General features: G+C 59.3%; 13 protein-coding genes. 8 read left to right on the top strand and 5 right to left on the bottom strand.

Features of this window, described 5'->3' with window-relative positions; all coding sequences use genetic code 11:
• Positions 1-216: 216 nt before the first annotated feature.
• The 3 genes from OHL21_RS07705 to OHL21_RS07695 are packed head-to-tail and all read right to left on the bottom strand — an operon-like array spanning position 217 to position 1,917.
• Positions 217-1,332: a DnaA N-terminal domain-containing protein gene (locus OHL21_RS07705; protein ID WP_263416674.1), complete on the bottom strand. Its 1,116-nt coding sequence runs from the start codon at positions 1,330-1,332 to the stop codon at positions 217-219.
• Entirely contained in the window at positions 1,333-1,734 is a 402-nt protein-coding gene (locus tag OHL21_RS07700; protein WP_263416673.1) for a helix-turn-helix domain-containing protein, read from the bottom strand.
• A 3-nt stretch (positions 1,735-1,737) separates the two neighbouring features.
• Entirely contained in the window at positions 1,738-1,917 is a 180-nt protein-coding gene (locus tag OHL21_RS07695) for a hypothetical protein (protein ID WP_263416672.1), read from the bottom strand.
• Between the two features lie 81 nt (positions 1,918-1,998).
• On the opposite strand from OHL21_RS07695, the gene OHL21_RS07690 reads away from it, so the two are divergent.
• Both OHL21_RS07690 and OHL21_RS07685 read left to right on the top strand, forming a co-directional pair.
• Positions 1,999-2,709, top strand: coding sequence for an XRE family transcriptional regulator (locus OHL21_RS07690; RefSeq protein WP_263416671.1), 711 nt, complete (start codon positions 1,999-2,001; stop codon positions 2,707-2,709).
• A 430-nt stretch (positions 2,710-3,139) separates the two neighbouring features.
• Entirely contained in the window at positions 3,140-3,664 is a 525-nt protein-coding gene (locus OHL21_RS07685; RefSeq protein WP_263416670.1) for a hypothetical protein, read from the top strand.
• A gap of 452 nt (positions 3,665-4,116) precedes the next feature.
• Here OHL21_RS07685 and OHL21_RS07680 read toward each other — a convergent pair whose 3' ends face one another.
• On the bottom strand, positions 4,117-4,647 hold the full coding sequence (locus tag OHL21_RS07680; protein WP_263416669.1) for an FtsX-like permease family protein: 531 nt from the start codon (positions 4,645-4,647) through the stop codon (positions 4,117-4,119).
• Between the two features lie 421 nt (positions 4,648-5,068).
• Complete coding sequence (locus tag OHL21_RS07675; protein WP_263416668.1) at positions 5,069-6,541, bottom strand: FAD-dependent monooxygenase; 1,473 nt, start codon at positions 6,539-6,541, stop codon at positions 5,069-5,071.
• A gap of 615 nt (positions 6,542-7,156) precedes the next feature.
• On the opposite strand from OHL21_RS07675, the gene OHL21_RS07670 reads away from it, so the two are divergent.
• The 6 genes from OHL21_RS07670 (at position 7,157) to OHL21_RS07645 (ending at position 13,741) form a co-directional block, all read left to right on the top strand.
• A complete protein-coding gene (locus tag OHL21_RS07670) occupies positions 7,157-8,599 on the top strand; it encodes an FAD/NAD(P)-binding protein (protein ID WP_263416667.1) in 1,443 nt (480 codons plus the stop codon).
• A complete protein-coding gene (locus OHL21_RS07665) occupies positions 8,596-9,876 on the top strand; it encodes a chloride channel protein (RefSeq protein ID WP_263416666.1) in 1,281 nt (426 codons plus the stop codon). The genes OHL21_RS07670 and OHL21_RS07665 overlap by 4 nt, the downstream gene beginning before the upstream one ends.
• A 137-nt stretch (positions 9,877-10,013) precedes the next feature.
• Positions 10,014-10,934 (top strand): LysR family transcriptional regulator, encoded by a 921-nt coding sequence (locus OHL21_RS07660; protein ID WP_263416665.1) that lies wholly within the window; start codon positions 10,014-10,016, stop codon positions 10,932-10,934.
• Positions 10,935-11,500: 566 nt separating this feature from the next.
• Positions 11,501-12,040: a DinB family protein gene (locus OHL21_RS07655; protein ID WP_263416664.1), complete on the top strand. Its 540-nt coding sequence runs from the start codon at positions 11,501-11,503 to the stop codon at positions 12,038-12,040.
• Positions 12,041-12,540: 500 nt separating this feature from the next.
• The gene (locus OHL21_RS07650) at positions 12,541-13,056 is read left to right on the top strand and encodes a nuclear transport factor 2 family protein (protein ID WP_263416663.1); all 516 of its coding nucleotides are present in this window, start codon (positions 12,541-12,543) and stop codon (positions 13,054-13,056) included.
• A 223-nt stretch (positions 13,057-13,279) separates the two neighbouring features.
• The gene (locus OHL21_RS07645) at positions 13,280-13,741 is read left to right on the top strand and encodes a GlcG/HbpS family heme-binding protein (protein ID WP_263416662.1); all 462 of its coding nucleotides are present in this window, start codon (positions 13,280-13,282) and stop codon (positions 13,739-13,741) included.
• The last annotated feature ends 303 nt before the right edge of the window (positions 13,742-14,044 follow it).

The raw sequence follows: 14,044 nt of genomic DNA, 5'->3' as shown, positions 1-14,044 counted from the left end.
TTCCCAGATTCCCACCGCCTCCACCACTACCTGAGACAAAAAAATGGCTCACATTCATAAACCTACCGAGCAAAAAGTGTTACCCATCTGCCCGGTCTAAACTGTTACCTATCTTCCAGGCTGCACAAGGGCCGGAGAGATGCGGCTTTAGCCGCTGAGGTACCAAAAATTGACCTCGGTGGCTAAGCGCGACGGTCTTTCAGAGCCGCTCCACCCTCAAGCACCATCTCCAAAGATCATCCGTATGGCCGCAATGTTGTGAGGAAGAAAACGCTTGAACTGGAACCGCTCCGGCACTTGTCCGAACGCTTCATTCGGAGCCACCAGAACCAACTGAGCGTCTTTGATGCCGGCCGTTCCCAGCGGCTTGACCCAGGTATCGAAGCTCTGGCTGTCGAGCGACTCCTGCAATCGTGATCGCATCGACTGCCAGACGGAGTATCCGGTATTGGTGTTCGCGCCCTGAAGAAGCTCAAGCTCGGCCTGTCGTCGCTCAGCCTTAGCCCTGGATTCCTCTTCAGCTGCCTCTGCCCGCCTGTAGATCCCAACCGTGACTTGGCCGCTGGCCGCGGAGCGATGCTCCTCCTTCCAGGGCCACAGCGTCGCATCGCGCCAGTGTCCTTCCCCGAAGAAACGAGCCGGTCCCCAGGTGATCTGCAATCGCGGCCGAGCCTGGTTGAAGTGAAGGAAGCTCTCGATGAGCTTCTGACGTAGTGCCTCCGGAGCCGTGTCCGCCTGAAGCTCGAGCTTGCAGACCTCAGTGAGTGTGCGGAGCAGGTCGTTTCCGGAGAGTCGCAGCTCTTCCAGGACTCCGCGTGCCAAACCGGCGGCGGCGTCAACGCGTGCCTTGCCGCGTTGCTCCCTTCCTTTCCTTTCCTCTTCCCTTCCTTTCCCTTCCGCTGGAGCATGCCCAAGGGAATCCCTGTCGTGCCCAAGAGAATCTTTGCCCGCGTCCCGCTCGCGTGGCTCACGCGTCGGGGACGCGTTGTCGAGCTGCGGAGGAGGCGGAAGCACGCTCTGCGACTCGCGGTTGTTGATCACCTGGTGCCTCTCCCACGAAGGGATGACGCCATAGCGCCTGCCGTCTACCTCGTAGGTGTTGAGAAAGCCGCGCGTCTCCAGCGCGTCGAGTACTTTGGCGAAGTCCACCGGATCATGCGGTAGAACATCGGTCTTCAGCGTCCGTGGCTTCCACTCGAAGCGGCCGTCGCGGTCGGCCACGGTCCACAACCCGGCGAAGGCGATGCGGACGGGAAGTCCGGTCTCCTGCTCCAGGTCGAAGAGATCCTCATGTTTGAAGAAGTCGGGTTTGATGGTGCGGATGCGTGCCATTTACACCATCCCTTGTTTTTGCAGGAAGCGCTCGAACTGCGGCGCGGGCGCGAAGAGCACATGCAGCGGAAGATTCAATGCGTTGGCATAACGTTCCAGGGTTTCAAGCGTGACCCGGGATCGGCCCCGCTCCATCACGGAGATGAACTGTTGTGAGACCCGGGCGCGTTCGGCCATCTCCGGCTGGCTGAAGTGGCGGCAGCGCCTTACCAGGCGAAGGCGCGAGGCCATCAGGTTCGATGCGGTTATCGTCTGGGACTGTGAAGATTGGGGTTGTTCAGGTTCAGGCGGCAGAGGCGGCAGAAGGTCTCCGCTGCAGCGGCGGCAGCGCTGCGTCTGGGTCATATATTGCTGCAGGCGGCAGCGGGTGCAGCGGATGATCTCGCGGGAGGATGTTTCCACGGTTCAGACCTCCTCTTGGTCGAAGAGCTCGGGGTGAAGCTCGTATTTCAACTGCATCAGGCGCTTGGGGGGCAGCGGCGCATCGCTGGGCCACTGGGAGACCGCGGCTCGGCTCACGCCGAAGATCCGGGCCATCTGCGCTTGGTTGATTCTCAGCAGGGTAAGCGCCTCTTGTTTCGTCATAGAGAGACGATAAGCGCACTAACCAAATTAGTCAATAACTCTAATCGCAAATGGTGCAATCTTGTGCTAAGTTTGATTAACATGCAGACCTTCGGACATCGGATTCAGGCGTTGCGGCGAGAACTGGGCTATTCGCAGCGCAAGCTGGGAACCCTGATCGGCGCGACCGGGCCGACTATCTTCAACTGGGAGTCGGATACAACGCAGCCGGACCGCATTCGCCGCTCTCTGCTGGAGTCGGCGGCAGAGGCGTTGAACACCACAGTGGACTACCTGATCTGGGGCAAGGGCGACCCTCACCCGAACGAGCCGTTTTCCATGCAGCGCGTCCGCGCCGTTGACGACGCCGAATATCAGGATGACGATGAGGGCGAGGTCCGCATTCCCGTCTACGACGTCCGCCTGCAGGCCGGCCCCGGAGCACAGCCGCCGGAGTTTATTGAGACCCTGGAGCGGCTGACCTTTAAGAGCTCATGGCTGCGCAAGAAGCGCCTCCGCGAGACGGATCTGCGCATCGTCACCGTCGAGGGTGACAGTATGGTGCCCACGCTATGGGGAGGCGATAAGGTCGCGGTGAACATCAATCAACGCAACGTCGTCGACGGCCGTGTCTTCGCGCTTGCCTACGGCAACGACCTGCGCATCAAGCGCTTGTTCTGGCTCGCCGACGGCCGCCTGCGTATCGTCAGCGACAACAAGGCCTATGCCGAAGAGATCGTCAACAGCGAAGAGATCGATCGCGTCGTTATCATCGGCCAGGTGATGCACAAGATGGGGGAGGGGGGGCTTTAAAAGCGGTTGAATGGTTGAATTGTTGAATGGTTGAATGGCGCTCCGGTAATTGAATGATTGAAGAATTGAATGATTGAATAGGACCTGAACGGTCCTCCAAGCTTGTCATCCTGAGCATCGCGAAGGACCTGCTTTTCGACATCTTCCTCCCCTGGGTGCCCCACCCTCGCAACCCTAGGGTGGGCGGGAATCCAGGACTTTTCACCCCAGTTCATCGACAATTCGTTTCCGTGTTTGTTTGAAATTTGGGGTATTCCTAACTCACCCTAGCCTTGCGAGGGTAGGGCACCCAGGGGAAAAATTCGCTTAGTGGTCTTGCTAAATTTGATTAGTATGGTTATCATTTGTTTATCGCGTTTATCGCTAAGCCGGTAAATGCGATGTACACACGATGCCCATACCGGCACATCCCGACGCGTTGGAGCAGCGAATGGCTGCCTGGGAGGCTGAAGCCGGCTGCTTATGGAGCAGCTATCTGGAAGCCGACCGGCGCCGGGCGGTGATCCTGGCCCGCTACCGCTCCACCTGTTGCGAGCGCGAGCGTTACTGCCACTGCGACCTGCAGCTCTTCGGAACCGCCGAGGAGAAGGAGGCGGTAAGCGCTCTGGACGCCGAGGCGAAGGATGTACTGGCCCGCCGCATCGTGTACTGCCGCAGACTGGACCGCGCCCGCCGCGTCCTCGCACAACGCTCCCGGCCCAGTCTGCGGCTTCCAAGATCTTCCTTAAAGGAGTGCAGAGTCTTTATGCCAGTCATCGGTCTTCGCGTCGTCGGCCTGGAGTCATGGGAGCCCCAGGAGTTCATCGCCTCAACCCGCATCGTGCGCGACAGCGACGCCTCGGACGCCCCCTCCCACGAATTACTGAACGGCCCCAACCTATCGGTCCCGGAAGAGGAGTTCCGGAGCCTGCGAGTCGGGAGGACGTATCGGATCCAGTTGGTGGAAGCGAGCTAGTTGCTGGTTGCTAGTTCCTGGTTGCTAGTTGAACTACCCATGCGCCGGGTGCCCCATTCACGCGAAGCGTGAGTGGGATCGTTCGAGCGGAGCTCGAATCGAAGGAGATGAGAAAGCTTTATTTGAGATGGATAACGGGAAGACACAAGTGTAGAAGTATCCCTTGGTACCTCAGCGGCTGAAGCCGCCTCTTTTCATTGACTAGGTACGGCATGGCTAAAGCCATGCCCTTAAGCAAAACATCGCGCTAGGCGCGAACGGATGTAGTTGGATCGGTTTGCGCAGCATTGCATCATAGGAGTAATGCAACCGCTTCGCACCATAGGTGCGAATGTCTTGCTTAAGGGGACGGCTTCAGCCGTCCCGTATCGATGCCGTGAAGACATGCGGCTTCAGCCGCTGAGGTACCACAATGTTCTGCCACTTCTGCCCGGGGGAGCCGGCTTCGTGGCTTACTCCGACCTTAACGTCCTCGCAGGATCCACTCTTGTTCCACGCCAAGCCGGAATCCAGCAGGCCAGCATGGCGACAAAAGCCAACACTGCCAACATGCCCAACCACGACAATGGATCAAGCGCCGATGTTCCGAAGAGCAGGGAGGCAATCGCTCTGCCGGCGGCGAAGGCTCCGCATACGCCGATTGCGATGCCGAAGGCGGTGAGCCGCATTCCATCTCCCAGCGCCATGGTCAGGATGTCGTTGCGCGTGGCTCCCAGGGCCATACGCACGCCGATCTCGTGAATCCGTTCCGCGACGCTGCGGCGCGAGTTCTCGGTGTTCTTCCACTCCGCATCGAGCCAGCCGGCGCGCTCCAGCCGCTGCAGTGCCGTGAGAAGAGAGCCGGGGTTCACCTTGAAGACTCCGCGGGAGACCTGCTCGACACGGCGGGCGATGCCGAAGCCGTGCATCGGTTCCAGACTCAGCGTCTTCAGAATCAGAAGGTCGAGCGTGCCCTGGATGACATCGGTATTCTGCTCAGTCATGAAGCAAGCTTGGCAGCTTTACATCTTCAAGATGTGATGGTCATACCTAAGTAAAGGAACTACCTATACACCGGGTACCCCATTCATCGCATCGCGGGTCCCCGACGAATTTGTTCGTTGGGTGATTGGCGATGGATGGGATCGTTCGAGCGGAGCTCGAATCAGGTGGGAGCCGAGGGCTTCAGCCCTCGGTCTTTCGGCCTATATAGAAATGGGCTTTAGCCCTGGTTTTTCTCTTTCTATTAGAAAAAGGCCCAGGGCTAAAGCCCATTTTCTTTTACGCCTTTATCAGCGGGCTGAAGCCCGCTGCTCCCACCCACTCCCGGGATAGCCGCTGGGGCAATATGTTCGCAATGAGCCCACATCTGGCGATGAAGCCGCCAGATATGGGGCACCCAGTTTGGGTTAGTTTTGCGATGCGCTACGCCTCAGCAGCCGGTCCGAACCACGTAGTCAGCGCATCAGTGAGTCCCTCTTGCGTCGAGTCTCCCACCCAGGCCACGTATCCATCGGGCCGAACTAATACCGCGCTTGGAGCCGTGACAACCCCAAGCACCGGAAGCTCCCACGTGCCGGTGTATTGCGCATCGACCAACGGAACTCGATTTGCCCATGGAGCGATCTCGAAGCTGCCTGACTCATCGAAGTTGATCAGCACCGGCCGGGCATTGTGCAGCAGAGAGAAGACCCGCACGGTGTCATTCGCGGTGACCAGATCAAGATCGGGCATACGGCGGCCGAGTAGCGGATGTCCTTCGCCGAGGTTGTAGTGAACGTCAAGGCCCGATACCTCTGCGGCCATTCGTATGCGCGGCTCGTCCATGCGGAGGAACTGCGCCACGTAGTCAGCCAGAGCCTTCGAGCGCTCGTCCTGGCGGCGCAGTGCGACATGCGCCATGGTGTTGCGCAGTACGCGAGCAGCGACCGGGTGGCGCTCGGCATGATACGTATCCAGCAGGCTATCCGGTGAGATACGCTTCACTACCTGGGCCAGCTTCCATCCCAGGTTCATCGAGTCCTGCACGCCGATGTTCAAACCTTGTCCACCCATCGGAGGATGCACGTGAGCGGAGTCGCCGGCCAGCAGCACGCGTCGATCGCGATAGGTCGCGGCCTGCCGTGTCATATCGGTGAACCTCGAGATCCAGTTAGGACTATGAGCTCCGAAGTCGGTGCCGTAGATCCCGATCAGCGCTTCACTCACATCGCGCAGCGTCGGTTCATTTGTGCCCACCTGCGGTTCGGTGAGTACGACACGCGCACGCTTCCCATCGTCAAGCTTGCCGATTCCATGGATGCCGACGGCGTTGTTGCGGAAGCCCCAAGCCGGCTCTTCGGTCGTCTGAATCTCGGCGATCAGCCAGCTGGTCGTTGCATCCCACCCCGGGAACTCGATGCCGGCTGTCTTGCGGATCAGGCTGCGGCCTCCGTCGCAGCCGACGAGATACTCCGCCCGCAGCGAATCGCCGTCAGAGAGTGCAACATCGACACCGGTCTCATCTTGTGTGAAGGTGGTGACGTCGCATCCACGATAGATCGGCACCGCGAGCTCATTGACACGGTCGGCGAGGATGCGTTCGAAATGGTTCTGCCACAGTGCGAGCGTGTAGTTGTGCCGTGAGGGAAGATCGCTGACCTTCAGCGGGGTTTCGTGGAAGCTGATCATGTCGTGCGGTTGGCCTTGTGTGATGAACCGCTCGGCGATGCCGCGCTGGTCCAGCACCTCGATCGTTCGCACGTGCAGGCCGCCTGCGCGTATCCCTTCAAGCTGCTGGCTGGTGCGCCGCTCAACGATGGCAACGTCCACTCCTGCCAACGCCAGCTCAGCCGCCAGCATCAGCCCCGCGGGGCCTCCTCCGGCGATGATCACCGCATGCGATCCACTCGATTTCATATCCATTTTGCCTCCCATGGGCTCAGGTTCTCGGTACAGCCTGCCGATTGTGCGGCAGAACCCGGGCCTTGCGGCAAGTCCCCCGGCCTGCGATATCCTAAGAATGGGAAGGCATCGAGATCGCTCCGTAAGCGGATCGATTCAGTGGATCGATGCGAAATACATCGCCCTCTGGGTTCCCCGTGGTCGGATCAGTCGCAGCTCCACTAGCGGATCGTTCTCTAATACATCGCCCTCAGCGGCTAAAGCCGCTTACTTGCTAGGTCCTTTACGGCACGGCTAAAAGCCGTGCCCTTAAGCAAGACAATCGCGCGCAACGCGCGATAGATCATGCGAACGAAACAGGTTCGTTCGCATGATTGGCGATGACTATTAGAAGTCTGCCTTACTTTCAATGGAATCGCTTTTCCGTTCGCGCCATGCGCGAATGCCTTGCTTAAGGACATGGCTTTAGCCATGCCGTACCGACGCAGCAAGAGACGCGGCTTTAGCCGCTGAGGGCAGGTCTCTCTCCGGAACAATCCCAACCGGGACATCGACCCGCATCGCGCCCCGCTTATGCGGCATAAGAATTTGCGAATTCCAATGCCGCCGATCTCGGCCTAGTGTCGAGTCATGGATACGCAGGAGACAGCAACAGCACCGATCGCAATCGTTGGTGGCGGAGTGAGTGGAGCTCTCACGGCCTATCACCTTATCCGCCAGAACCCGAAGGCTTTTGTCGTTCTGGTGGATTCCAGCCCGTCGCTCGGACTGGGTTTGGCCTACGCGACTCCAAGCTACAGACATCTGCTGAACGTGCCGGCAGGCAGGATGAGTGCGCTGCCCGATGAGCCGGATCATTTCCTGAAATGGCTGCGAGCGAATCATGATCCGCAGGCGGGGCCAATGACGCCGACGTCCATGACCTTCGCGCCGCGCGCCGTCTTCGGAAGATACATTCAGTCGCTGCTGGCCTCTGTCTCCCAAATTGAGCACCTGAGCGCCAAGGTGGTCGATCTGAAGCTCACGCGCAAGGGAGCGATATTGACCTGCCACGATGGCCGAACGCTGGAAGCGAGAGCCGTCGTCCTGGCGCTGGGTAACTTCGATCCGGCCCCACTTCCAGGCATCGCACAGCAGGCGCTGACCGCCGGCGTTTACCGGCATAATGCCTGGGCTGCTGACGCCTTCGTCGGGCTCGATCCGCAGGCCCCCGTCACGCTGATCGGAACGGGGCTGACCGGTGTGGATGTGTTGTTGCGGCTTCGTGAGCTCGGGCACACCGGAACCATCACGGCGGTCTCACGTCACGGCATCTTTCCCCAGCGCCATGCCGCTTATACGGCTCTGCAGCGGAGTGCAATTCCGCGGAGCACTCCGGCCACCTGCCTGGCTTATCTGCGCGCCTTCCGTCAGGCTCTGCGCAACGGCGCGGAGTGGCGCGCAGCGATAGATAGCCTGCGCGCGACCACCAACGAGCTCTGGCTGGCTCTGCCGGTCCAGGAGCAGGGCCGCTTCCGTCGCCATCTGCAGCGCCGGTGGGATGTGGCGCGGCACCGCATGGCTCCCGCGATCGCCGATATCGTCGATGCAGAGTTGCGGGCCGGCACTCTGCGCATCCGGAAAGGCGGGCTGCAGTCTGTTGATCTGGAAGGAGAGCGTGCCAGCGTCACGATCCGAACCGCAGAGGGGACTCAGAGTTTTGAGACCAGCCGGGTGATTAACTGCACCGGTCCCAGCACCCACTACAGGCAGGTAGGCTCGCCCCTCCTCGCGAGTCTGTTCGCGCAGGGCATCATTGCCGATGGTCCACTGGGCGGAGGGTTTCGCACTTCTCCCAGTGGAGCAGTGATCGATGCCGCAGGGCAGGAGTCGGCGCTTCTCTTCAGTGTCGGGCCCGGCCGTCTGGGAACTCTGCTGGAGTCGATTGCTATTCCGGAGATTCGCACGCAGGCAGCGGAGCTGGCTCATACGCTCCACCGGATGACGCAGCAAACGGAAGCAGCGCCTCATAGGGCTGCTACTCTCTACACCGCCGACCCTATCATCCTCGTGCCCAGCGGAGCAGTCGCATGATCTCAGAGAACGATTGTTGTACCTCTCGCAGATTTACGGAGATCCTCGGCGCGGCAGCATGGGCCTCTGTCCTGGGCGCGGTGAGCGGACTGGCATGCGTTCTGGTTCGTCTGGTGATGCGGGCGCTGCAATGGCTCTTCACTCAGCATGCAGGCTCTTTGCCGGCAGCCGCCGCAGCACTCCCGTTTAGCCGCCGCCTGGTCATCCCCATACTGGGAGCACTTCTGGCGACAGCCATCACCTGGATCGTGAAGCGGCGCCTCCGCATGGCGCCGTTCCACGAGTACGTGGAAGCGGTCCGCTTCAGCGATGGAGAGATTCCGTTAGCCTCCACGTTTTGGCGCACTCTTTCGTCAGCGTTCTCCGTGGCTACGGGTGCTGCGATCGGTCGCGAAGGCTCCATGATTCAGTTCGCCGCCGCAGCGTCGTCCTGGGTTGGGAGACGATCGGGAGTCCGGTTTACCTCACTTGGCCGTCAGGTCAGCTATGGCGCAGCGGCAGCGATCGCCGCCGCCTACTCTGCGCCGATCGCCGGGGTGTTCTTCGCCTTCGAGGTGGTTCTCGGCGAATGGTCATGGGAAGATGCGGCTCCTCTGGCACTCTCTTCCATCTCCGGCTGGCTTATGAGCCGAGCGCTGCTTGGAGGTGGTCCTATCTTCGCGATCCATAGCCACCTCAGCTTCGATCGCCAGGCTGGATGGGGAATCCTTCTCGCGATCATGTTGGGATGCCTTGCGCCGCTCTACCACCGGTTCTTCCGGAGTCTTCGCTTTCTGGCTCGTTGGCCTTTCGCTATGCTTTGGGCCGGCCTTGTCGTCGGCCTTCTAAGCCTGATGACACCTATGGTGTGGGGCAACGGGGATATGGCGTTGGTGCAGGTTCTCACCGGCTCTGGCCTGGTGGGGACGAGTATCGTCCTGCTGCTTGCGAGAACCATCGCAACTGGCGTGTGTGTCGGTGCGGGCACAGCCGGCGGAGTGTTCACACCGACGTTATTTACGGGCGCCGTCGTTGGCCTGATCGCCGGACAGATCTTGGGTGTCTCCCAGCCGGGCCTGCTTGCCGTGATCGGACTGGCGGCATTTCTTGCTGCTGTGACCCACGCGCCGTTCATGGCAACCATGATGGCAATTGAGCTGACGGGCCAGTGGCATCTGCTTCCATTGCTGCTGCTCTACAATTTGCTGGCCTGCGAGATTGCACGACGGCTCTCGTCACGTTCGCTGTACGCGATTGCGACGCCAGATCCGCTGGAACCGGAAGCTGCGGCTGCATGATGCGGCGCGATACTCTTGCGCTGAGGAAAGATTGCGATTGCTCGCGCTCAGGAGAGACTGTGATTGCTTGCGCTGAGGAGAGATTGTGGTTGCTCGCGCTCAGGAGAGGGTGTGATTGCTCGCGTTGAGGAGAGAGTGTGATTGATAACTTTCGCATCCGGGTCTTCCGGGCGGTAGCCCAGCACCTGAGTTTTACGCGAGCTGCCGAAGAGCTGCTGCTGACGCAGCCGGCGGTCACGCAACAGGTCAAGCTGCTGGAGGAAGAGCTGGGAGTTCCGTTGTTTGACCGGGGCGGCGGCCACATCTCGCTGACGCAGGGCGGGCAGGCGCTGCTGCCGTTCGCAGAAAAGATGCGGGCTTTAAGTGACGAGGCGATCGCCGCGGTCGCCGAAGCTTACGGCCACCAGGCAGGTGAGCTCGTCCTTGGCGCCTCACAAACCATCGGGCAGTATCTTCTGCCCAGGTTTATCGCGGGGTTCACCGCCATGAATCCCAAGGTGAAGGTACGCGCGCGCAGCGGGAACACGGATCAGATGCTGGAAGCTCTGCTGGCGCGTGAGATCCAGCTCGCCCTGATCGAAGGTCCGGAGCAGCGTAAGGACATCCACATTGAAGCGTTTATGGAGGACCACATGGTCCTCGTCGTTCCGGCGTCGCACGAGTGGGCCGATCACGAGATCTCGCCAGACGACCTGAAGGGCCAGCCGCTGCTCACGCGGGAATACGGCTCCGGGTCGAGGCGGGTGATCGAACATGCATTCGCGACGGCCGGCCTGAAGCTGAAGGATCTGACGATCTCAATGGAGCTCGACTCGACAGAGGGTCTGCTCAACGCGGTCGAGGCCGGCCTGGGAGTAACGATCGTGTCGCGATGGGCGGTGCGCAACCAACTGTCCTTGGGAAAGGTTAAACTCGCTCGCATTCAAGGTGTGAAGCTGGCGCGCCGGTTCGCCATGGCGTATCCCGCGGGGCCGGAACCAGTGGGGAGCGTCGGAGCGTTTCGGAACTTCCTCATGCGGCAGGCAAACGACATTGCGCCGAGGCGAATGAAGAAGTAGGCGACGTTGGTGAGGCGGTGAGGCAATTAGGACGTATCGATAAATTCGATTGATCTGGGTGGGTGGGAGCAGCGGGCTTCAGCCCATTCTTTATTGAGCCAGAAAGATGTGTTGAGCGCTGAAGGCGCGACCTATACCAGCCTGGGGCAACGCCCCAGGTTTTGGCGCCCACAAGATGTTAAAGGGCTGAAGGCCCGCCCTATATAAGGGCCTTCAATCCGACCGTATCGTTTTGATAGAGCATACATCGGTTTCACGAACCGTTTGGTTTGTGACGATTGGGGATTATAGATCGGGCCTTCAGCCCTCTTAACGTTTCCTGTCTCCGTACCTGGGGCGTTGCCCCAGGCTGGTATAGAACGCGCCTTCAGCGCTCAATACATCTCGGCCCGGGTCTTTACCCCCACGGCTCCCACCAGTCGAGCTTCGCTGGAATAGTTCCGGGAATTCATCGGTTACGAGTACAATTCGGTTCACACTTACCCAATGGTTCTCGGTCGACGTACGTGCACATCTGCCGTCAAATCCGAACCGCCTGCACTGTGCAGGTAGAAAGAGGAGAAATCATGAGAAACAACAGAATCGCTTCGCTTGCGTGTGGGCTCTTCCTCCTTGTCGTTTTCGCCGCCTCGGGTCTTCGTGCCCAAACCGCCGCGCCGTCGTCGAGCTTCCAGAGTGCGTATGCAGCGGACGCGGATCGACTCTCCGGAAAGTTCGTTGGCCTTGCCAATTCGATGACCGGCAAGTATGACTGGAAGCCTGGTCAGGGTGTGAGGTCCGTGGGCGAGGTCTTCAACCTGATCGTAATGGAAAACGGAATGCTTACCCGCGTAATTACGGGCGCGGCCGCTCCCTCCGGACCCAAGCCGGAGCCCATCACCGACCCGGCCAAACTGCAGGCTGCGCTGAAGAGCTCTTATGCCGATCTGCAGAAGGCCATCAGCGGCCTCTCTGACAGCGACCTCAGCGCATCGGTCAAACTGTTCGGCAGGGACATGACCAAACAGAACGCGATCATGATATTGCTCTCGGATCAGCACGAGCATCTTGGCCAGTCGATCGCTTACGCCCGTATGAACGGTGTTGTGCCGCCGTGGTCGAAGTAAATCGATAGCATCTCTGCGCCGCGAATGCGGCGCAGAGATGGCTGCTGTTGTGAGCCGGTCAGACGAAACGAATCTGGGCTGTATCGGAAAGTTCGTTTGGTCTGAATCCAGCCCAGATCATGATCGAAACGGGTGGGAGCAGCGAGCTTCAGCCCGCCGATAAAGGCGTAGAAATAAATGGGCGTTAGCCCCGGGCCTTCTCTGTTCGTCAGGAAAAGGTCCAGGGCTAAAGCCCATCTTTATGTTGAACTGATAGACCGTGGGCTGAAGCCCACGGCTCCCACCCGGTTGGAGCTTCGCTCGATAGTTCCCCAGCGAACAATTCGTCTGGGGCTCGAATATCCCACCTATCGCGTTGTCACCCTAACGAACAAGTTCGTCGGGGACCCGATGGCGATGGATGGGGCACCCGGTGCATGGGTCGACATATGCGTGGAACTTTAGCGGCTCCCATTGCGTAATGCCTTCCATTCGACGCAACGAACAGGGAGAGACCACCCATGCAGTTTGCGCTACCGAAGTCATTCTTTTGCCTTCTGCTTCTGGGCTCTACGGCAGCTTTTACCCAGAGCGAGCCGTCCAAGCTGTTCGAAACGATGCAGGGCCTCGATACGCAGTTGTTTGATGCGGCGAATCATTGTGATTACGAGAAGCTGACCGCGATGGTGGATGAGAACCTCGAGTTCTACCATGACCAGGGCGGACTGATGCTGGGCAGGCAAGCCTTTCTGGACTCAATCAAACACAATACCTGCGGCGTAATGATTCGTGAACTCGTGCCCGGAACCCTGCAGGTCTATCCGGTCAAAGGCTATGGAGCGATCGAAATGGGAGTCCATCGCTTCCATCACCCCGGCCACGAGAAGGAGTTTCCTGCTGCAAAGCAACTGGGCATGACTCGTTTTCTCGATCCGGGTGCGTCTGAGTGGCCGGTAGGAGAAGCCAGGTTCCTGCACATCTGGCAACTAAAAGATGGAAGCTGGAAGCTGACACGCGTCGTCAGCTATGCCCATTAATCTGGACTTGTTGCGACAACCTGGCAGTGATCATCGGCTTAGTAGAACAGGTCTGCTCAGCAAAAGGTGCCATGGCTCCGAGCGCTGAAGTCCGGGTCCCCGACGAACTGTTCGTTGGGTTACCCCGTACATGGGTTATCCCTGAAGATATCGATACAGTCCTGCGCCCTGAATCTAAAGCGGCTCTGATACCTTGGGAAGCGCAATTCTAGAGGAGGTATTCGTGAAGCGACTCTTGGCGGCAATCCTTCTTCCGGCGGTGACGGCGTTTGCCAACGATCTGCCAAACAAGAAGTATCTGGATCTCACCCACATCAAAATCATGGTTGCCGCGGCGGAGGCAAAGGCGAAGGAGCTCAATGTTTCCGTAACCATCTGCATCGTGGATGAGGGTGGCAATCTGCTTTTTCTGGAGAAGGGTGAAACCGCCTCGCTGAATACGATTCAATTTGCGCAACGAAAAGCGCGCCATGCGGCCTTCTACGGCAGGCCGTCCAAAGATGGAGCCGACACGATCAAGAAGGGCAATACGGAGGCGATGGCATTCCCTGAGTTCTTCCCCAATCAGGGAGGATTGCCGATTAAGGTCGATGGGAAGATTCTCGGAGGAATCTCCGCGAGCGGCTCCAAATCGGAGATTGACGAAGCCATCGCGCAGGCCGGTATTGATGCGCTTCTCAAGTAATGAAGATCTGATCTATTCGAGCAAGGCTCGAACGGGGTGGGGAGCGGCGGGGTCTCCAACCAGCTTCGCTGGATGGGGTGGGAGCAGCGGGCTTCAGCCCGCTGATAAAGGGCCTAAAAGTAAATGGGCTTTAGCCCTGGGCTTTCTCTTGAGCGACGAAGAAGGCCCGGGGCTAAAGAGTCTGTGTGAGTGCTTGATTTTCGTGGATAGATATACGAAAAGAGAGTATGTCGCGCTATCTTCCGTATTCACCGGAGCAGGGCTACCTGGTTCCGCCACGTGTGGATGAAGTTCTGAGTGAGG

The sequence above is a fragment of the Terriglobus albidus genome, assembly GCF_025685425.1.
GTDB lineage: Bacteria > Acidobacteriota > Terriglobia > Terriglobales > Acidobacteriaceae > Terriglobus > Terriglobus albidus.
The sequence above is the reverse complement of the archived record's forward strand: the minus strand, read 5'-3'. Positions and strand labels throughout refer to the sequence as shown.